The following is a 19956-nucleotide window of genomic DNA, read 5'->3' as shown; positions in this document are numbered from 1 at the left end:
ACGATCATGCGCGCTGGTGCATCTGTTTGCCGGCAGCGTTCGTAAAGGGTCACGACCAACGACGGAGAACCACGCGTGCCGAGTACCGGAGTCGACCCCAACGCTGCAACGCCTCAGCCCACCAGCCCACATCCCCGTGGCTGGTTGGCAATGCGTATCGGCAGCCTGCGCCGCTGGGTGGATTCGCAGACCGACGAACCGCTGGACGAAGCGCGCGCAGACCGCATCGACTGGTTGCGCGCCATCCCCTTCATCGCCCTGCACCTGGCCTGCCTGTCGGTGATCTGGGTGGGCGCGTCCTGGTTTGCGGTGGGCATGGCGGTGGCGCTGTATGCGCTGCGTATGTTTGCGCTGACCGGCTTCTATCATCGCTATTTCTCGCACCGCGCCTTCAAGACCTCGCGCGTGTTGCAGTTCGTGTTCGCCGCGATCGGTGCTACCTGCGTGCAACGCGGGCCGCTGTGGTGGGCCGCGCATCATCGCAATCATCATCGGCATACCGACACCGGCCGCGACCCGCATTCGCCGGCGCAACACGGCTTCTGGTGGAGCCATACCGGCTGGTTCCTGACCCCGCGCAATTTCCGCACCGATTGGGAGGTCATTCCCGATCTGCGCCGCTTTGCCGAGCTGCGCTTTCTGGACCGCTTCGACATCGTGATGCCGGTGGTGCTGGCGCTGGGCCTATACCTGCTCGGCGACTGGCTGGCCACCGCCGCGCCCGCGCTGGAGACCAATGGCGCGCAGTTGCTGGTATGGGGCTTTGTGATCTCCACCGTGGCCTTGTTCCATGCCACCTTCACCATCAACTCGCTGGCGCATCGCTTCGGCAGCCGGCGCTTCGACACCCGCGACGACAGCCGCAACAACTGGCTGCTGGCGCTACTCACCTTCGGCGAAGGCTGGCACAACAATCACCACTTCTTCCCCGGCTCGGCGCGCCAAGGCTTGCGCTGGTGGGAGTACGACATGACCTGGTACGGCCTCACGGCGATGTCGTGGGTGGGCCTGGTGTGGGACCTCAAGCCGATGCCGAAACTGCTCACGCAGCGCGCCGAGCGGGTGCGCCGATGAGCGAGGGCAGGATTGCCGTGGTCGGCAGTGGCATCGCCGGCCTGGGCGCGGCGTGGCTGTTGTCGCGGCGCTATGAAGTCACTCTGTTCGAGGCAGCCGATTATCTCGGCGGGCATACGCACACGCACGACATCCAGCTGCAAGGCCAGCGCTACGCGGTGGACAGCGGCTTCATCGTGTTCAACCCGCAGCACTATCCGTTGCTCACGCGCATGTTCGCCGAGCTCGACGTGGCCGCGCAGCCGACCACGATGAGCTTCTCCGTGCACGATGCGCGCAGCGGGCTCGAATACAACGCCGGCAGCCTGGGCGGGCTGTTCTGCCAGCGCCGCAATCTGCTCAGCCCGCGCTTCTGGGGCATGTTGTCCGACCTGCGCCGCTTCTATCGTCAGGCACCGGCGGTGCTGCACAGCGACGAGCAGTTCAGCACGCTGGGCGAGTATCTGCAGCGGCATGGCTACTCGTCGGCGTTTCGCGACCAGCATCTGGTGCCCATGGCCTCGGCGCTGTGGTCCTCGCCCTCGCAGCGCATCCTGGAATTTCCGATGGGCCAGCTGATCGGCTTCATGGCCAACCACCACATGCTGCAACTCAGCGGGCGGCCGCAGTGGCAGGTGGTGCGTGGCGGATCCAATAGCTATGTGCGCGCGCTGCGGCGGCGCTGGCAGGTGCTGGAGCGGCTGTCCACCCCGGTGCATGCGATCCGGCGCGTCGGCAATGGCGTGGTGCTCAGCTCGCTGCGCGGCGAAGAACATTTCAACGACGTGGTGCTGGCTTGTCACGCCGACGATGCCTTGGCATTGCTCAGCGACTCCACACCGGCCGAGCAACAGATCCTGGGCGGCATCACCTATCAGAACAACGACACCGTGCTGCATACCGATGCGCGCGTGTTGCCGCGCGATCGCCGCGCCTGGGCAGCGTGGAACGCGCATGTGCCGGCCGACCCGCAGGCGCCGTGCACGGTGAGTTACTGGATGAACGCGCTGCAGTCGATCGAAGCGCCACAGCCGTTCATCGTCAGCCTCAATCGCGACCACGATATCGACCCGGACAAGGTGCTGCGCCGCATGCGCTATCGCCATCCGGTGCAGAACGCAGCCGCACTCGCTGCGCAGACGCGCAAGGCCGATATCCAAGGCGTCCAGCACACCTGGTTTGCCGGTGCGGCGTGGGGCTTCGGCTTCCACGAGGACGGCCTGCGCAGCGGTGTGGACGTAGCGCATGGGCTAGGAGTGCCGTGGTGATGCAGCTGTTGCGCGAAGCCAGCAACGATGCGGTGCCGTTGCCCCCGACCGAGGGCAGCGGCGCCGGCAGCGTGGCCGCACCGTTGCGCAGCGCGATCTATACCGGTTGGGTGCGGCATCGCCGGTTTGCGCCAAAACCGCTGGATTTTCGCTACAAGCTGTTTTTGATGTATCTGGATCTGTCCGAACTGGATCGGGTGTTTGCGCAGCGTTGGCTGTGGTCGGTGGGGCGCACGAACCTGGCGCAGTTCCGTCGCAGCGATTATCTCGGCGACCCAACTATTCCACTGGATGAAGCAGTGCGCGATTGCGTGCAGACCCACACCGGCGAGCGCCCCGACGGCGCGATCCGCCTGCTCACGCATCTGCGCTACTTCGGCCATGTGTTCAATCCGGTCAGCTTCTACTACTGTTTCGATCGTCACGACGGCCTGCGCTGGATCGTTGCCGAGATCACCAACACGCCCTGGCAGCAGCGCCACACCTACGTGCTGCCGGTCGCGCAGGCGCGTACCCATCGCGACGTGCATGCCTGGCGTTTCGACAAGCGCTTCCACGTCTCGCCCTTCATGGGCATGCAGCACCAGTACGACTGGCGTTTCAGCGTGCCGGACGCGCAATTGCGCGTACATATGGAGGTGCTGGATGCGCCCGATGCCGACGCGGCAGGCAACGACAGCGGAGCCCGCCGTTTCGACGCCACCCTGGTGCTGCAGCGCCAGCCGCTGACTGCGCGCACCCTGGCGCGCACGCTGTTGGCCTACCCCTTGATGACCGTGCAGGTGGTGGTCGCCATCCACTGGCAGGCCTTGCGCCTGTGGCTGCGCGGCAACCCTGTGCACGACACCCCCCATCCGCCTGTGCGAGAACGCCGATGAACGCCACGTCCCTGCCCGACACCACTGCCCCGCGCGCAGCTTCCTGGACGGATCGCCTGTTGCGCAAGCGCCTGCTTGCCACGATCGGCGACCTGCGCGATGGGCAATTGCAGCTGCACGAGGCCGATGGCATCACCACCCTCGGCAATGCCAGCGGCGCGGATGCCTTGCAACTGCAGTTGCGCGTCACCGATCCGGGCTTCTATCGGCAGGCCGCGCTCAATGGCAGCGTCGGTGCCGGCGAGTCGTACATGGATGGGCAATGGCAGTGCGACGACCTGGTCGGCCTGATGCGCCTGCTGTTGCGCAATCGCGACCGCCTGGATGCGATGGAAACCGGCACCGCACGTCTGGGTGGCTGGGCGATGCGCAGCCTGCACACCTTTGCGCGCAATACCCGCAGCGGCAGCCGGCGCAATATCGCCGCGCATTACGATCTGGGCAATCCGTTATTCAGCCTGTTTCTCGATGAAAACCTGATGTATTCCTCGGCGATCTTCGTCGATGGCGAAGAAGCGCAAGGCGAAGCGGCACTGGAACGCGCCGCCACCCGCAAGCTCGAACGCATCTGCCAGAAACTGCGGCTCGGCCCGCAGCACCATGTGGTGGAAATCGGCACCGGCTGGGGTGGATTCGCGCTGCATGCTGCGCGCGAGCACGGCTGCCGCGTCACCACCACCACCATCTCGCGCGAACAGTTCGATCTGGCAACCCAACGCATCGCTGCAGCCGGTTTGAGCGATCGTGTGACGGTGTTGCTGCGCGACTATCGCGATCTGGACGGCCGCTACGACCGGGTGGTGTCGATCGAGATGATCGAGGCGATCGGCCATCAGTATCTGGACACCTATTTCGCCAAGGTCGGCAGCTTGCTCACCGACGATGGCGAGGCGCTGATCCAGGCCATCACCATCGAAGACCATCGCTATGCGCAGGCATTGCACTCGGTGGACTTCATCAAGCGGCATATCTTCCCCGGCAGCTTCATTCCCTCGGTGGCGGCGATGACCGGCGCGATCGCACGCGCCAGCGACCTGCGCCTGTTCAACCTGGAAGACATCGGGCCGAGCTATGCGTTGACGCTGCGTGCCTGGCGGCAGCGCTTCATAGCGCAGCTGCCGCAGGTGCGCGCGCTGGGCTACGACGAGCGCTTCATCCGCATGTGGGAGTTCTATCTGGCCTATTGCGAAGCCGGTTTTCTGGAGCGCTCGATCGGCGATGTGCATCTGTGGCTGAGCAAGCCGGGCGCGCGTCCGCCGCAGTTCGTGCCTGGCCTGCCTGCCGACGCATGAAGCAGCTCGGCAACTATCTCGGTTTGCAGGTGCTATGGGTGGTGGCGGTCAGCGCCGCCGCGCAGGCGCGCATCTGGCCGACACTGCTGGTGTTGGCGCTATTTGCGCTGTATCAGCTGTGGCCGTCGCGGCGCGCGCCGGGCGATCTGCAATTGTTGATCGCCGCGTTGTCGCTGGGCTTGCTGCTGGATACCACGCTGGCTGCAGGCGGTTGGGTGCGTTACGCCGCACCGTGGCCGGGCACGCCGTTGGCACCGCCGTGGATTCTGGCGTTGTGGCTGGGCTTTGCGCTCACCCTCAATCATTCCTTGGCCACGGTGATGCAACGTCCATGGCTGGCGGTACTGCTGGGCGCCATCTTCGGGCCGTTCTCGTATTGGTTGGCGCAGCGCAGCTGGCAGGCAGTGGAATTCCAGCCGCCACAGCTGCACGCAGTGGTTGCGGTCGGCATCGGCTGGGGCGTGGCCTGCGGCGTGTTGTCGCTGTATGCACGCCGCCTGGCGCGACCATCGCCTGAGCACATCACTGGAGAACTGCAATGACTGTCTGGCCACTGCTGCATGTAGGCGTGTTTGCGAGCGTGGTGATGGTGATCGGCTGGCTGTGGCAGCGCCGCAGCGGCAATGCCGGCCCGGTGGATGTGCTGTGGGCCGCGTGCCTGGCCGTCGCTGCACCGTATTGCGCGTGGATGTCCGATGGCGCGCTGCTACCGCGCGTGCTGGTGGCCGTGCTCGGCGGCGTGTGGGGTGCGCGCCTGGCGCTGCATCTGGGCGTGCGCGTGTTCGGCGACCCGCACGAAGATGGCCGCTATCGCGCACTGCGCGAACACTGGAATGGCGACCAGCGCAAATTCCTGGGCTTTTTCCTGGCGCAAGCGGTGGTGGTGGTGCTGTTTTCGGTGCCGTTTCTGGCCGCTGCCAGCAACCCGAATCCGGCCTGGAGCATGTGGAGCAGCCTGGCAATCGCCGTGTGGTTGATCGCGGTCGGCGGTGAAGCGCTGGCGGACCAGCAACTATCTGCGCACAAGGCCAATCCGGCCAATCGCGGCGTCACCTGCCGCAGCGGGCTGTGGCGGTATTCGCGCCATCCCAATTATTTCTTCGAGTTCGTGCATTGGTTTGCCTATCTGGCGCTGGCTGTCGGTGCCGGGCCGTGGCCGGTCGCGCTGTGCGCGCTTGGGCCGGTGGTGATGTTCGTGTTTCTGTATCGCTTCACCGGCATTCCCTACACCGAACAGCAGGCGCTGCGCTCGCGTGGTGAGGACTATGCGCAGTACCAACGCAGCACCAGCGCATTTTTTCCGTTCCCCCCTTCGTCCTGAGTCGCCTGGAGAGTCGTATGTCCACCGTTACCATCCCGCCCTCCTCGCTGCCCGAAGAATCCTTCGCCACCCGGCTGGCCGAATCCGGCCTGCTGCCCGATGCAGCGCTGCGCTACGGCATCCGCCGACTGTGCGCACAGCGCCTGCGCGATGAGCGCGGCGACGGCGCCGATGCCAGCGGCGAACGTCAACGCGCGTTTATCGACAGCCTGCGTGCCAGCGCGATCGCGATCGAAACCGATGCCGCCAATCGCCAGCACTACGAGTTGCCGCCGCAGTTCTTCACCCTGTGCCTGGGGCGCCGGCTCAAATACAGCAGCTGCTATTGGGACGCGACCACGCCGGATCTGGATGCCGCCGAAGAACGCATGCTGGCGCTGTACGGCGAGCGTGCCGAGCTGGCCGACGGCCAGCGCATTCTGGAACTGGGCTGCGGCTGGGGCTCGCTGACCCTGTGGATGGCCGAACGCTATCCCGGCGCCACCATCACCGCGGTGTCCAACTCACGCCCGCAGCGCGCGCATATTCTAGAACAGTGTCGCGTACGCGGCTTGAGCAACGTGCAGGTCATCACTGCCGACGTCAATGCGCTGGCGCTGCCGCCGGGCAATTTCGACCGTGTGGTGTCGGTGGAAATGTTCGAGCACATGCGCAATTACCGCGAGCTGCTGGCGCGCGTCGGCAGCTGGCTGGCGCCGGGCGGCAAGCTGTTCGTGCATGTCTTCTGTCATCGCGATCTGGCCTACCCGTTCGAAGTGGCCGGCGAAGATAACTGGATGGGGCGGCACTTTTTCACCGGCGGGCTGATGCCGGCCACCGATACCTTGCTGCATTTCCAGCAGGATGTCGTGATCGAACAGCGTTGGGTGCTGTCGGGCGAGCATTACGAAAAAACCGCCAATGCCTGGCTGGAGAATCAGGACCGCCACCGCGAGCAGATCATGCCGCTGCTGAAGCAGACTTACGGCGAGGATGCGCAGCGCTGGTGGCAACGCTGGCGGATGTTCTGGCTGGCCTGCGCGGAGCTGTTCGGTTACGACCAGGGCCGCGAATGGGGCGTGGCGCACTATCGCTTCGTCAAGCGTTGATCGAAGCAAGGCTGATCGACGCAGGAGCGCGCGTCAAAACGACATCGCGGCCAGCAGATGGCCGCGATGTGTCGGCTTCCACTCGGCTCTTCAACAACGCTGGCACGCAGATCAGCGCGTTGGCTGGCAATGCCAGCTCGGCACGCAAGCAGGTTTTCGTAACCGGCTGCTGAGGCGGCTGCAATGTTGCAGATCATAGGGTCGCAGCGCGCGATCGCTCGGCGATCCGCGCGCCGCCAGGCGATCAGCCCGCCGCAGCGGTGATCACGATTTCCACCTTCCACTCCGGCCGCGCCAGTTTGGCTTCGACAGTGGCACGTGCGGGCGTAAAGCCATGCGGCACCCACTCGTCCCAGGCCTTGTTCATGCCGTCGAAATCGGCGATGTCGGCCAGGAAGATTTCCGCACGCAGGATCTTGGTCTTGTCGCTGGCCGCCTGCGCCAGCAATTTGTCGATTTCGCCCAGCACCTGGCGGGTCTGCCCGGTGATGTCTTCGCTGGTGTCCTCGGCAATCTGGCCGGCCAGATAGCACACGCCGCCATGCACGGCCATTTCGGACATCCGCGGACCTGTATCGAATCGCTGCACCATTTCAGACTTCCTACGGTTGATTGACCCGGGCATTGTCCCGCGAATGCGGCAAACATGCAGCCTGCGCATGTACGTCGCGCGCTAGCCACCGCCCAACCAGCACCATCCAGGACACGATCGCCACGATGGCACTCTTCTGGCTGATACCCGGCGGCGCGCTGGTCACGCTGACGTGGAACAACAACAGCGCAAATGCCACCAAGCCCAGACCGAATGCCGGTACGAAATGCTGGCGCCACCAACGATCACGACGGAAATACCAGGATTGCAGCAATATCGCTGCAATTACGCACAGAAATGCGGTATTGGCCGACAACAGATGCACCATCGTCGCCGCGTCGGGTGCGAGCACCGGCATCCAGCTGTCGCCGATCGCCACCGCGCTCAGGCCTACTGCCGCCATGCAGAACAAGCCCACCACCGTGCGACTGCATACGACCGGCGCCAGCGCCGCGTACAGGCCCAGCGCCAGCCACACCATGGCTGCGGCTAGCAGGCAATAGGCGGTGCGCAGCAGCAAGCCGTAAGCGCCGTGCAGGTAGGCACTCAGTTGTGCATCGATCCAGTCCAGATCGCCGCGCAGCCATTGCAGCAACACCACCAGAGCGATGAAGGCCACGCCCGTCGCTGCGGTGATCGCTCCGGCGTAACCGCTCCAGCGTGGCGGACATGGCTGCCGGGTTTGCGCAGCAGCGCGGTGATCGCATGCATTCCCCATCAACAGCCTGTCTCCCCTGCAACTGTCATCTGATCCATCCGGCTCCCCGACGGCACGTACGCGTGGCTTTGCCCTATGATGCGCGCGGCCGCCATGCGCGGACAAATATCGGTATGGCCGAACCTTAGCGTTCACTTCATTTCTGCATTGACGCGATCACGCTGCACGCACTTCAATCGACCGGCCCATGCAGACCCTCCGCGCGCGGCACATTCCGTGCATGCACCCTCTTTCCCTCAAGCAGATCCCGTTGCCCTCATGACGGATACCCCCGTGTCTTCCGAAACGCCCGCCAGCGGTTGGCGTCGCGCCCTGCCGGTGATCATCAGCCTGGCGATCCTGGCGATGGCGCTGCACGCGCTGTCCTCTCAGTTCACTGACCACGGCTATCGGCAGATCCGCCAGGCGTTCCGTGAACTGGGGGTCGGCCAGATCGCGCTCACCCTGCTGCTGGGCCTGAGCAGCTACGCCTGCCTGGTGGGCTTTGACTGGGTGGGGCTCAAGCGCACCGGCAAGCGCTTGCACCCGGCGCGGGTGGGCATCACTGCATTCATGGCGCACGCGGTCGGGCAGACATTGGGCTTTGCTGCACTGACCGGCGGCGCGGTGCGCTTGCGCGGTTATGGCAGCGTGGGGCTGACCCTGGCCGAGATCGGCCAGGTGGTGCTGATGAGCACGCTGGGCTTCATCTTCGGCGCATGGGTGCTGCTTGGCCTGGCCTTGATGCTGGAACCTGAAGCGGCCGCACGCGCCCTGCCGATCGCTGCCGAAGGCATCCGCATTGCCGGCATCGCCCTGCTGGTCGGCTATGTGGCGATGCTGGTATTGGTCGGCAGACAGGGCCGCGAATTCGGCATCCGCAGTCATCGCTTCTGGCTGCCCGATCGCACCACGGTGCTCGGCGTGACCGCGCTGAGCGTGGTCGAACTGGGCCTGGCTGCGGCCGCGTTCTACGTGCTGCTGCCGCCGGATCCGGGCACCGGCTATTTCGGTTTTATCGGCATCTGGCTGGTGGCGGTGGTGGCCGGGCTGATCTCCACCGTGCCGGCCGGGCTGGGCGTGTTCGAGTGGAGCCTGCTCAAGCTGCTGCCGCATGTCACTCCCGCGGCGGTGCTGGCTGCGGCGCTGGCCTACCGGGTCACCTACTACATCGTGCCGTTGCTGATCTCGGTGGCAATGGCGGCGGCTTCCGGCCTGGGGGCGCCAGTGCGCGCCAGTGCGAGCACCGCACGCACAGTATGGAAGGCGTTTCGCCCGTGGCTGCCACAGATTCTGGCTTTGGCAGTGTTTGCGGTGGGCGCGGCGCTGATGATCGACGGCACCTTGCCCACCCCGCGCGCGCGCCAGGAAGTGGCGCCGCTGCCGCTGATCGAAACCTCGCATCTGCTGGTCAGCCTGGGCGGCATGTTGTTGTTGCTGATCGGCCAGGGCCTGCAACGCCGCAGCCATGCGGCCTGGGCGCTGGCGCTGGGTGTGTGCGTGCTGTTGCCGCCGCTGTCTCTGTTACGCGGCAGCCATATTTCGGTCTCGCTGTCGGCGGCATTGGCGGCGGTTGCGCTGTGGGCGGCACGCCGCGAGTTCTATCGCCAGGGCGCGCTGCTGGACGAAGCCTGGTCGTGGCGCTGGCTGAGCAATCTAGGCCTGGTGCTGGTGGCCACGTTCTGGCTGCTGTTCTTCGTCTACAGCCATGTCGAATACAGCAATGACCTGTGGTGGCAGTTCGCCACCTCGGCCAATGCGCCGCGTGCGTTGCGCGCCGCGCTGATCCTGTGCGTAGGCGTGATCGTGTTCGGCATGGCGCGCCTGCTGCGTGGCGGGCGCCGCCCGATGCCGGCCGCCGATGCGCAGACGCTGCAGACGTTGGCACCGATTCTGGCCATCAGCACCGACACCCAGGCCTGCCTGGCGCTGACCGGCGACAAAGCGTTTCTGCTCGATGAGCAGGGGCGTGGGTTTGTGATGATGCAGCGCTACGGCGGCTCGCTGATCTCGATGGGCGACCCGGTCGGCCCGCCGGAGGTCGCGCGCGCATTGATGTGGCGTTTCCGCGAAGAGGCCGACCACATGGGCCTGCGCCCGGTGTTCTACCAGGTCGGCGAAAAATACTGGCAGACCTATCTCGACATGGGCCTGACCCTGGTCAAGCTGGGCGAAGAAGCGATCGTGCCGCTGGAAGGCTTCACCCTGGAAGGCCGCGACCGTGCCGACCTGCGCCAGGCCTGGAACCGCGGCAAGCGCGGCGGCCTGACCTTCCGCATGCTGCAGCCCGAACAAGTGGAGGCGGTGCTGCCGCAGCTGGCCGAGGTCTCCGAGCAGTGGCTGGAAGAAAAAGCCGGCGAAGAGAAAGGCTTTTCGTTGGGCAGCTTCGATGCGGAGTACCTGCGTCGGTTTCCGGTGGCGGTGGCCGAGGCGGAAGGGCAGATCATGGCCTTCGCCAACGTGTGGTGGGCGCCGGCCGGCGGCGAGCTGTCGGTGGATCTGATGCGCCACAGTGCGCAGGCGCCCAAGGGCACCATGGACTTCCTGTTTATCGAGCTGTTCCTGTGGGGCCAGGCCAATGGCTACACGCGCTTCTCGCTGGGCATGGCGCCACTGTCGGGCATGGCCGAGCATCGCCTGGCCGGCCGCTGGAACCGCTTCGCCAGCCTGGTCGCGCGGCACGGCGAACGCTTCTACGGGTTCAGCGGCCTGCGCCGCTTCAAGTCGAAGTTCGCGCCGACCTGGCGCCCGCGCTATCTGGTCGCGCCGGGCGGCATGCACTTGCCGGCGGCGTTGCTGGATGTGACCCGCTTGATCTCGGTGGATCCTGGTCGGCAGGAATAAGATCGCGTGATGCCTGCGCCTTTGTGCGAAATGCTCGGTTTACTGAGGGGCGCTTGCGCGCGTGCCGGCATGGGACACGCCGCGAGTACGTCCGTGTAGGCTCTTACGCGGCATCCATGCCGCGTAAGGTCCCATGCCGGCACGCGCGCAAGCACCTTCAGTCGTTTCGGTCGCTGAAGGAACAGCGTCGCCTGGTTGATTGATCATGCCTTGAAGCGTGGCCTTCGCTGGCGAAGTCATGACAAAGCGATAGACAAGGCAGCGTCGAGTATCGACTGCGGAATCCGCAGGCATTCGACTACATAAAGTCATTGCTTGCCGATCAGCAGTCGCGAAAAGTGGCAGCGCGGTGCCGCGTCCAGGGGCGGGACCGTGTGGCGGCATGGATGCCGCCACCGAGCCTACATGGACGTACTTGCGGCGTGTCCCGACACTGGATGCGGCACCGCGCGCAAGCCGAACAAGCAGACGAAGTCAGCTGGTTTCGTGGGAATGCTTCGGTTTGCTGCGGGCACTTGCACGCGTACCGGCATGGGACACGCCGCAAGTACGTCCGTGTAGGCTCTTACGCGGCATCCATGCCGCGTAAGGTCCCATGCCGGCACGCGCGCAAGCACCTTCGGATATTGTTGGCGGCTGAAGGAAAAGCTGCGGATGGAAAGATGCACCGCTCGCTTACGGCTTCGACAGCCCGTGCAACTGCTCCATGATCACCTTGGCCAAGGTGGCGTAATCGCCCTTGAAGTGATGATCGCCCGGCAACGCGACCCGCTTGGCCGCCTGCGCCGGCAGGCTCGGGCAAAGCGCGTCCTCATCGTCCTGGCCGTAGATGCACACCGTGGTGCCGGCCGGCAGGCGCTGCACTTCCGGTGCGATCGGCAAGCCATCGTCGTCCGAACCCAGCCAGTTGCTGACATGGAACTCGTAGTCGGCCAGCTTGCCCACCGACAACAGCGCCGTCATGCGGACGTTCTGCCTGGTCTGCGCCGGTAGCTTGTTGATCGCTGCGGGCAATACGTCTGCGCCTTGCGAAAAGCCGATCAGCACCACCCGCTGACGCTGCCAACGCTGCGCATAGAAGCGCGCGATGCGGTCCAGATCGGTCGCGAAGCCTTGCGGCGTGCGTTCGGTCCAGAAGTAACGCAGCGAATCCAGGCCGACCACCGGAATGCCCTGCGCCGCCAACGCGTCGGCCACTTCTTCGTCCAGACCCGCCCAGCCACCATCACCGGAGACGAAGATCACAAAGGTGTCGTCGTCGCTGTCGCCGTCGGGTTTGGCCGGCACTTCCACCACTGGCAGATCGGCCAGACCGCCCGGCGGCGGCGGCAGCGCCACGCCCTTCTGCTCGCCCAACGAGCGGGCGGCGGCGCGCAGGCCCGGCAGAATATCGCCCTGGGCAGAACGCGTGAACGTACGCGCCTGCGGCACCTGCTTGAGGAAGGCGTTCTCGGTCGCGGCCGGGCAACGCTTGTCCTGGCTGCCGGCCAGCACCCAGGGAATCTGCAGCGGCACCGGGAGCAGCGTGTTGCTGCCCGGACGCACGCCCGGCTGGCAGATCGCCTGGTCGGAGACCGCCGCCGGGCACAGCCCATCGGTGAGCACGCCGGCCAGCACATGCGGCTTGGCTTGTGCCCCGATCGCATAAGCCAGTGCCGCTCCGTCGCCGTCGCCGACCAGCAATGGCAGACGGTAGGTGGGGATGTGATAGAAGGCCTGCAGATAGCGGGAAAAGTTCTCCACATCGCCCACCGAGAACGCGCAGCTGCCACCGGCCTTGCGTAGCACCGCGTACAGATGCGCGGTGTCCACCATCGCCACCATCGCGCCATCGGCACGCAAGCTTTCTGCCTGCGCCTGGCGCTTGGCGGCATTGCCGGCACCGCTCAGCCAGATCACCACACGCTGCGGCTCGCCCTTGGGCATCAGCACCGGCACCTGCTCGAAACGGCCATGGCTTACCGGTTGCGGTGCCTGTGCGGCGACCGCGCCCGATAGCGCCAACACCGCCGCGCCGCAGAGCGCGCTCCACATCTCAAGTCGTCGCATGTCGCACCATCGGAAAAAGTGGTTCAAAGATAATCGTTCCAGGCTGCAGCGCGAAGCGCGACGCTTCGCTTACGGCGCACCCGCTTGCTGACGCGCTTCCCAGGCTGCCAGTGCCTGCCGGTAGCGCGCCAGTTCCTCGGCGTACAGATCATGCACGCACAACGGACAACCGCTTTCGCAGCACTCATTGGGCGCAGGCGGCTCGGGGGGTTGCGGGCGTGGATCGGTGGCGGAAACGGCGCTGTCGTGCATGCGCCATTGTAGCGTGCGCTGTTGCTGTGCCTGGATAAACCGCCAGGATCATCCAGGCGGATCAGCGACCCAGCCGCCGGCGCAGATTGGCCCGCGCAGCCGCATCACAGCGCGCATGGAAGTCATCGCTCAAGAAGATGCGCGGGCGCTTGAGCAGGCCGGCCAGAAAACGCCGGCGGTTGAGCCGGAACAGCACGCTTGGCACATGTCCGCAGTATTCGGCGGCAATGGCACGGTCGTACGCATCGAACACCGCTGCCGGTGCGGCCAGAATCGCCATATCGCAATCCAGAAACAACGCCGCTTCGGCGTCCACATCCTGCGGCTGCAGTTGCCCATGACGTGCGGTCAGCAGAATCAGGCTCTGCACGCGCTCCACATCCACCTGCGCCTGCGGCCACCAGCGCGGAATGCACTGCGCCGCCCAGTTGGCAGATTCCGCCTCGTTGTCGCTGCGTCCGGGCTGATACACCGCATCGTGAAACAACACCGCCAGCCAGACCTCGGCCGGCTGCTGCCAGCCCGGCCCGGCGGCGACCTCGGCGTAATGCTGCAGCAGCGCGCGCACATGGCCGAAGTGATGGTAGGCGCGCGGTGGCGTGGCATAGGCCTGTTCGAGCGCGGCCAGGTGCTCGGCCTGCAATGGCAGTGGTGTGGTGACGTCCATGCACGCAGGCTACCGCGTGCGCGCCCGCCTGCACATCAGCGCAGCGACCAGCGCCCTTCGATCTGGTAACGCGACTGGCCGAGAAAGCTGCGCACCAGCGCGAACTCGCGCACCGTCCAGGCGAGCGTATCGCAGCGCCGTTGTGGCAACGCCTGATTGCAATACAGCAGCGTCATATGCGGGGTGTACTGCGCATCGCCGGCAATGCCCACATGCGCCAGTTGCCGACCCAATGCACCTTGCAATTCATACAAGCCGCGCACCTGTTCTTCGCCGCGCAACACGCACGGCAACTGCGAACGCCGTCCACCGAAGGTACCAACCCGATCGAACACCACGTCGAATGCATCCAGCACCACGCGCTCGGCCGCCTGGCTGGCGCGGCTCACCAACGACGGCGGCAAACCGCCTGCGTAATCGCCCAGATGATGCAAGGTCACATGCAGCCGCTCGCGCGCAAGCGGCTTGCCATCGACCTGACCATTACCAAGCAACCCTTCGGCGATGATGGCCGCATGCTCGGCAGTGCGCGCATCGGCCATCACCGCAAAAAACAGACGCTCGGTGGTCTTCTCTTCCCCCAGGCCCAGCGACAACTGCGCCTCGGCCGACGACAGGTACAGGAACTGCTGTTTCATGGGGTGAGTCCACGACCGCGCATGCGGGCCTGCCGGAGGAAGGGCGGCGGATACTAGCAGACCGGGCGGGTGTCCGACATACGCAAAAACATGGCTGGCAATGTGGAACGCGCAAGGTTGCGTGGAACAGAACACGTGCGCCGTATCTGCATGCGCGCCTGCATGCGCGACACAAAAAGAAACGGGCAGCTTGCGCTACCCGTTTCCGCCTTTATCGGTTTACTCCGCGAGCTGCATCACCTGGATGCGCTGCGGTCACGCACGCAACTTATGCGGCGCTTTTCATCGCGTGCTTGCGGTTACGCATTACGTCGTGACATGCGCGCACTTCCGGCAGCAGGCGCAGTGCGGCGTCGCGTGCAGCGGCCGGCGTATCCTGGTCGGCAATGGTTTCATCGAACGCCTTCAACAGACGGTCTTCGGACTCTTCCAGCTCGGCCACGTAGCCATACTTGGTGTCGCCCAGCGTTGCACGGACCTTGCCGTAGAACTGCTGCATGCTGCCGACCAGGGTGCCGCTGGTCTTCGGCTCGCCGCCGGCGGCTGCGACAACAGTGCTCAGATTGCTGACGATGTCGGACTTGACGCCAGCGATGCGGCGGAACAGCGTCGCAAGTTCTGCATCGTCGACCTTGGCTGCGGCTTCATCGTAGAAGTCCTTGCCGTCGCGGGAAATGGCGATGAGGTCGTTGAGGCTATGCTCGGTCTTGCTCTGAATGCTCATGTATCGCTCCTTGTTGCGATGGGCCAGCGCTGCGTCGTCTAGCAGATGCGGTCGCGCCGACTTTGGGATGAGGCAATCGATGCGTTGATTGCGCTGCAGTGATGTGGTGTACGGCCCCATAGTGGCGTTGCGCGCATAATCCGCATGTGAGTTATGTGGGCCGCTTCCTCACGCGGTCATGCAGGCAATGAATAGCGATTCATCCATGCCAACGCGAAGTCAAAACTCACTTGGGTTGCCGGCTTGCCCACATGTTGTCGACCAGATTGGGATACGGCCGCCCGGCTTCTTCCGCACGTTGTTTGGCCGCGGCTTTCTGCGCATCGCTTAGTGGCGTGGAGGCAGATTTACGCTTGGGATTGGGGCGCTTCCACGGCGGTGGAGTGAACTCGGTCATGGCGCTGTTCGGTCCGCTTGTGTTCAAGCCTGCAGTCTCGGTGCGATGCCGTGAGGTGGCTGTGGATACGCTGCGCGTCTGTGCTGCATCGCGTTACCGATTGCCGTTGAAGCCCCAGAAAAACGAGCTACCGACCGTGGCAATGCGGATCAGCTCGCCACCAACACACGTTGCCGACGCTCCTGCCACACCGCCAGCGCGTACACCAACAAACCGCCCAGCGCGGTTGCCGCGCCCACATACCCGGTGGACGTCCAGCCCCAACCTGCGGTGATCGCCATGCCACCCAGCCACGGGCCCAAGGCATTGGCGGTATTGAACGCCGCATGGTTGGATGCTGCCGCCAGGGTCTGCGCTTCGGCCGCCACATCCATCAAACGGGTCTGCAATGCGGGGGCCAATGCGCCCATGGTGCCGACGGCCACGATGGAGACGAACACCCACAGGCCCGATTGCGCGGCCAACGGAAACGTCAGCATCACCACCACCGACCACACCAACAGCACCGGCACCGCGCGGAACTGCATGCGATCGAACAACCAGCCGCCCAGGATGCTTCCGAGCACGCCGCCAACACCGAACGCCACCATGGCCAACGGAATCAGCGCCGGCTCCACGCCGGTGACGGCAGTCAAGGTCGGCGCCAGATAACTGAAGACGCAGAACATGCCGGAAAAACCCACTGCGCCGATCGCCAATGCCAGCCACACCTGCGGCTGATTGAACGCGCGCAGCTCGCGCAACGGCTGTTGACGTGGCTCGTCCGGCGCAGGCGGCAAGCGCGCTGCCACTGCGGCAACCGTGCACAGCGCAAGCACCGACACCGCCGCGTACGCCCACCGCCAGCTCACGATCTGGCCCAGCCAGGTCGCCAGCGGGTTGCCTACCAGCAAGGCGATGCTCAGGCCCATCAACACGCGGCCCACCGCAGTGGCGCGTTGATGGGGCGGACTGATCGATGCGGCCACCAACGAGGCCACGCCGAAGTAAGCGCCATGCGGCAAACCGGCGATAAAGCGGCACAGCAACATCGTGTGATAGCTCGGCGCCAACGCACTGGCCAGGTTGCCCAACGCGTAGAACACCATCAACAGCAGCAACAAGGTGCGCCGCGGCCAGCGCGCGCCAAGAATCGCCAGCAACGGTGCCCCGACCACCACACCTAACGCATAGGCACTGATGATGTGACCGACCTGCGGCTCGCTGATCTGCAGCCCCTGCGCGATCTGTGTCATCAACCCCATGGTCGAGAATTCGCTGATGCCGATCGCAAAGCCGCCCATTGCCAGCGCAAACAGGATCAGCACGTAATCGCGCCGCGAGACGGGCGGCGGTGAGAGAGCGATATCGGACATGCCCGACTCCAGAATGACGGGGCGGCTTATTATTGTGCAATGCAGCATCGAGCGAAAGGATGCCGCTTGCAGCGATTCAGCGCCAAGCCCCAACACGTCACAGTTCAGCGCCTTCTACTGCAATGAAAGACGCTGTGTCCTATCGGCATCGCTCGAATCCGCTTGGGTCCGCCACCATCGCTAGGGGCACTCGCGATCGGCGCGGTGTCGCGCCTGGCGCGTGATCAACTTCAACTGGTTGCTGATGTCCAAATCCACTGAATCTCCGTTGTTCTCCCCGGTACGCCTGGGCGCGCTGGATCTTGCCAACCGCGTGATCATGGCGCCGCTGACGCGCAACCGCGCCGTCGCCGGTCAGGTGCCCTCGCCGCTCGCCGCCGAGTATTACGGCCAGCGTGCCAGCGCCGGATTGATCGTGGCCGAAGGCACCCAGATCAGCCCGCTCGGTCAGGGCTATCTCGACACACCCGGCATCCACAGCAAGGAACAAGTCGAAGGCTGGCGGGCGGTCACCGAGGAAGTACATCGCCGCGGCGGCAAGATCGTGCTGCAGCTGTGGCACGTGGGCCGCGTGTCGCATACCAGCGTGCTGCCGCCGGGCGAATCGCCGGTTGCGCCCAGCGCCATCCGTGCCGAAGGCAAGACCTTCACCAAGAACGGCTTTGAAGATGTGTCCGAGCCGCGCGCACTGGGCTGGACGAAATCCCCGCCCTGATCGAGGACTACCGCATCGCCGCGCGCAACGCCATCGATGCGGGCTTTGACGGCGTGGAAGTGCATGCAGCCAACGGCTACCTGCTCGACCAGTTCCTGCGTGACGGTTCCAACCAGCGCACCGACGCGTACGGCGGCGATATCGAAAACCGCACCCGTCTGCTGGCCGAAGTGGTGCAGGCCATTGCCGACGAGATTGGCGCCGAGCGCACCGGTGTGCGCCTGTCGCCGGTCACACCGGTGTACGGCATGCACGACTCCGATCCGCAGCCCTTGTTCGAGCGTGCGGTCGAGCGTCTCAACCTGATCGGCGGGCTGGCCTTCGTGCACGTGATCGAAGGTGCAACCGGCGGTCCGCGCGACAACGTGGCCTTCGACTACGCCGCGCTGCGCGGGAAGTTCGACGGTGCCTGGATCGCCAACAACAGCTACGACAAGGCGCTGTCCGAGAAGGCTATCGACAGCGGCTATGCCGATGCGATCGCCTACGGCCGCCCCTACATCGCCAACCCGGATCTGGTGCGTCGCCTGCGCGAAAACGCCCCGCTGGCCGACTTCAACCAGGCCACCATGTACGGCGGCGGTGCCGAAGGCTATATCGACTACCCCGCATTGCCGAACTAAGCCCGGCTGGCACACCGGCTGCGCTCAGCATCAAGCGAGCGCAGTCGATGCTTCAGATCTGCCTGTACATGCGCGCACTGCGGCTCTGAGCACATCGCCCGCCGACTCCTCAGGTGAGCGCAGCGCGGACCTCTGCGCGATTGCCATCGCGATTGGGCGAGCGTCTTGCGTCTGCAAGTCAATCGTTGACCCAGCGCGCAAGGCCAAACGCTTATGCGTTGGTTGCGCCACAGGCTCGTTGGATACCCAACCGCGGACACATCGCGCCCATCGCAACGCCGCCACCTTCGCATCGCGCACCAACACCAACACCAACCACATGACGCGCACACCCTGCCCCGCTAGGATCGTGCCGACACTGCTTTCTGGAATGCCGATGCGGCCCCTGCTCACTTCCGTTCTTTTCTGCACGCTGCTGATCTGCGGGCACGCCATTGCCGTGCCGTTCTGGGGCGCGCGCCAATCCAGCCCTGCCGAAACCGCGCCCGCACAGCTCAAACCGGGCGAATGGATCTGGGGCGGCGTCAGCAAGGGCTGGGGGCCGATGGCGGTGATCGTCAGCCTCACCGAACAACGCGCCTATGCGTATCGCAACGGTATCCTGATCGGCGTTTCCACCATCAGCTCCGGCAAGCCCGGGCACGAGACGCCTACCGGCGTGTTCACCATCCTGCAGAAGGACAAGGACCACCGCTCCAACATCTACAACGCCGCGCCGATGCCGTATCAGCAACGGCTGACCTGGGACGGCGTGGCCCTGCATGCCGGCGGCTTGCCCGGTTATCCGGAATCGCATGGCTGCGTGCATCTGCCATCGGAATTCGCGCGACTGCTGTTCGACAACTCCAACATGGGCATGGTGGTGGTGGTCGCGCAGGCGGGCGTGGATGCCGACGCAGTGGTGCATCCACGCGCACTCAGCCCGATCGACCCGACCACCGGCGCGCAGCGCGCATTGCTGCCGCTACCCAACGGCCAGGCGTTTGCATGGCAACCGGAACTGGCGCCCACCGGCCCGATCTCGATGCTGGTCAGCAGCAGCGACCAGCAACTGGTGGTGTATCGCAATGGCGTGGAAATCGGACGTGCGCAAGTCGCGCTGCACGCGCAACCGGGCGCCGCGCCGCTGGGCACGCAGGCCTTTATCGTCGGCCAGGGATTTTTGCCTGGCGAGGTGCCCGGCCTGCCCGGTCAACGCATGCCCAACTGGATGCGCATCGGCATCCCCGGCAGCAGCGCTGCAGCAGGACAGGCACTGGACGCCGACACCATCGCGCGGCTGCGGGTTCCACCGGCATTTCTGGCTGGATTGCTGCCGCTGCTGACGCCTGGTGTGGTGTTGGTGGCCACCGATCAGCGCATTCTTCCCGAGACCACCGGCGGCAAGTTGCAGGTGCTGAATTCGGATCCGCCCGAAGCGCCTTGAGCGCAAGCTGCGCAGCGTTATCGCAGCAGCAAGGTGCAAGGTGCGCATGAGGTTGCGCGCGCACATGGTCACTGGCG

18 protein-coding genes and 1 pseudogene are annotated in these 19956 nt (G+C 65.1%); 10 read left to right on the top strand and 9 right to left on the bottom strand.

What is annotated here, in order from left to right; translation table 11 throughout:
• The first annotated feature begins 75 nt into the window (after window positions 1–75).
• Genes NMB96_RS13450 through NMB96_RS13420 form a run of 7 tightly spaced genes read left to right on the top strand, consistent with a single transcriptional unit; the run spans window position 76 to window position 6900 of the window.
• A complete protein-coding gene (locus NMB96_RS13450; protein ID WP_023903313.1) occupies window positions 76–1074 on the top strand; it encodes an acyl-CoA desaturase in 999 nt (332 codons plus the stop codon).
• On the top strand, window positions 1071–2321 hold the full coding sequence (locus tag NMB96_RS13445) for an NAD(P)/FAD-dependent oxidoreductase (RefSeq protein WP_183086837.1): 1251 nt from the start codon (window positions 1071–1073) through the stop codon (window positions 2319–2321). Before NMB96_RS13450 ends, NMB96_RS13445 begins: the two co-directional genes overlap by 4 nt.
• Entirely contained in the window at window positions 2321–3199 is an 879-nt protein-coding gene (locus NMB96_RS13440) for a DUF1365 domain-containing protein (RefSeq protein ID WP_043889065.1), read from the top strand. The genes NMB96_RS13445 and NMB96_RS13440 overlap by 1 nt, the downstream gene beginning before the upstream one ends.
• Window positions 3196–4491 (top strand): SAM-dependent methyltransferase, encoded by a 1296-nt coding sequence (locus tag NMB96_RS13435; protein ID WP_023903310.1) that lies wholly within the window; start codon window positions 3196–3198, stop codon window positions 4489–4491. The genes NMB96_RS13440 and NMB96_RS13435 overlap by 4 nt, the downstream gene beginning before the upstream one ends.
• Window positions 4488–5033, top strand: coding sequence for a DUF2878 domain-containing protein (locus NMB96_RS13430; RefSeq protein WP_023903309.1), 546 nt, complete (start codon window positions 4488–4490; stop codon window positions 5031–5033). Before NMB96_RS13435 ends, NMB96_RS13430 begins: the two co-directional genes overlap by 4 nt.
• Entirely contained in the window at window positions 5030–5812 is a 783-nt protein-coding gene (locus NMB96_RS13425) for a DUF1295 domain-containing protein (RefSeq protein WP_023903308.1), read from the top strand. Before NMB96_RS13430 ends, NMB96_RS13425 begins: the two co-directional genes overlap by 4 nt.
• A 17-nt stretch (window positions 5813–5829) precedes the next feature.
• Window positions 5830–6900, top strand: coding sequence for an SAM-dependent methyltransferase (locus NMB96_RS13420; protein ID WP_023903307.1), 1071 nt, complete (start codon window positions 5830–5832; stop codon window positions 6898–6900).
• Between the two features lie 244 nt (window positions 6901–7144).
• Here the strand turns inward: NMB96_RS13420 and NMB96_RS13415 are convergent, their stop codons facing one another.
• Both NMB96_RS13415 and NMB96_RS13410 read right to left on the bottom strand, forming a co-directional pair.
• Window positions 7145–7492 carry a RidA family protein gene (locus tag NMB96_RS13415; protein WP_023903305.1) on the bottom strand — a complete coding sequence of 116 codons (348 nt, stop codon included), beginning with the start codon at window positions 7490–7492 and terminating at the stop codon, window positions 7145–7147.
• Between the two features lie 10 nt (window positions 7493–7502).
• Window positions 7503–8210: a DUF998 domain-containing protein gene (locus tag NMB96_RS13410; protein ID WP_043889064.1), complete on the bottom strand. Its 708-nt coding sequence runs from the start codon at window positions 8208–8210 to the stop codon at window positions 7503–7505.
• A gap of 258 nt (window positions 8211–8468) precedes the next feature.
• Here NMB96_RS13410 and mprF point away from each other — a divergent pair, with 258 nt between their 5' ends.
• The gene (gene mprF / locus NMB96_RS13405) at window positions 8469–11033 is read left to right on the top strand and encodes a bifunctional lysylphosphatidylglycerol flippase/synthetase MprF (protein ID WP_023903303.1); all 2565 of its coding nucleotides are present in this window, start codon (window positions 8469–8471) and stop codon (window positions 11031–11033) included.
• A gap of 675 nt (window positions 11034–11708) precedes the next feature.
• On the opposite strand, the gene NMB96_RS13400 is transcribed toward mprF, so the two are convergent.
• The 7 genes from NMB96_RS13400 to NMB96_RS13370 all read right to left on the bottom strand — a co-directional run bounded on the left by NMB96_RS13400 (window position 11709) and on the right by NMB96_RS13370 (window position 17115).
• Complete coding sequence (locus tag NMB96_RS13400) at window positions 11709–13082, bottom strand: virulence factor (protein WP_043889063.1); 1374 nt, start codon at window positions 13080–13082, stop codon at window positions 11709–11711.
• A 69-nt stretch (window positions 13083–13151) separates the two neighbouring features.
• Window positions 13152–13334: an oxidoreductase-like domain-containing protein gene (locus NMB96_RS13395; protein WP_023903301.1), complete on the bottom strand. Its 183-nt coding sequence runs from the start codon at window positions 13332–13334 to the stop codon at window positions 13152–13154.
• A 61-nt stretch (window positions 13335–13395) separates the two neighbouring features.
• Window positions 13396–14001 (bottom strand): HD domain-containing protein, encoded by a 606-nt coding sequence (locus NMB96_RS13390; RefSeq protein ID WP_023903300.1) that lies wholly within the window; start codon window positions 13999–14001, stop codon window positions 13396–13398.
• A 35-nt stretch (window positions 14002–14036) separates the two neighbouring features.
• Window positions 14037–14639, bottom strand: coding sequence for a 2'-5' RNA ligase family protein (locus NMB96_RS13385; protein ID WP_255085020.1), 603 nt, complete (start codon window positions 14637–14639; stop codon window positions 14037–14039).
• Window positions 14640–14907: 268 nt separating this feature from the next.
• The gene (locus tag NMB96_RS13380; protein ID WP_023903298.1) at window positions 14908–15363 is read right to left on the bottom strand and encodes a PA2169 family four-helix-bundle protein; all 456 of its coding nucleotides are present in this window, start codon (window positions 15361–15363) and stop codon (window positions 14908–14910) included.
• A gap of 226 nt (window positions 15364–15589) precedes the next feature.
• Window positions 15590–15760 carry a hypothetical protein gene (locus NMB96_RS13375; protein WP_104549902.1) on the bottom strand — a complete coding sequence of 57 codons (171 nt, stop codon included), beginning with the start codon at window positions 15758–15760 and terminating at the stop codon, window positions 15590–15592.
• Window positions 15761–15909: 149 nt separating this feature from the next.
• Window positions 15910–17115, bottom strand: coding sequence for an MFS transporter (locus NMB96_RS13370; protein ID WP_043889060.1), 1206 nt, complete (start codon window positions 17113–17115; stop codon window positions 15910–15912).
• Between the two features lie 220 nt (window positions 17116–17335).
• Here NMB96_RS13370 and NMB96_RS13365 point away from each other — a divergent pair.
• Window positions 17336–18453: pseudogene (locus tag NMB96_RS13365) on the top strand (alkene reductase).
• A gap of 370 nt (window positions 18454–18823) precedes the next feature.
• Window positions 18824–19879, top strand: a complete 1056-nt coding sequence (locus NMB96_RS13360) for a L,D-transpeptidase (protein ID WP_023903293.1) — start codon at window positions 18824–18826, stop codon at window positions 19877–19879.
• Window positions 19880–19956: the final 77 nt, after the last annotated feature.

This window comes from Xanthomonas hortorum, from assembly GCF_024339125.1.
GTDB classification, from domain to species: domain Bacteria; phylum Pseudomonadota; class Gammaproteobacteria; order Xanthomonadales; family Xanthomonadaceae; genus Xanthomonas; species Xanthomonas hortorum.
The sequence above is the reverse complement of the archived record's forward strand: the minus strand, read 5'-3'. Positions and strand labels throughout refer to the sequence as shown.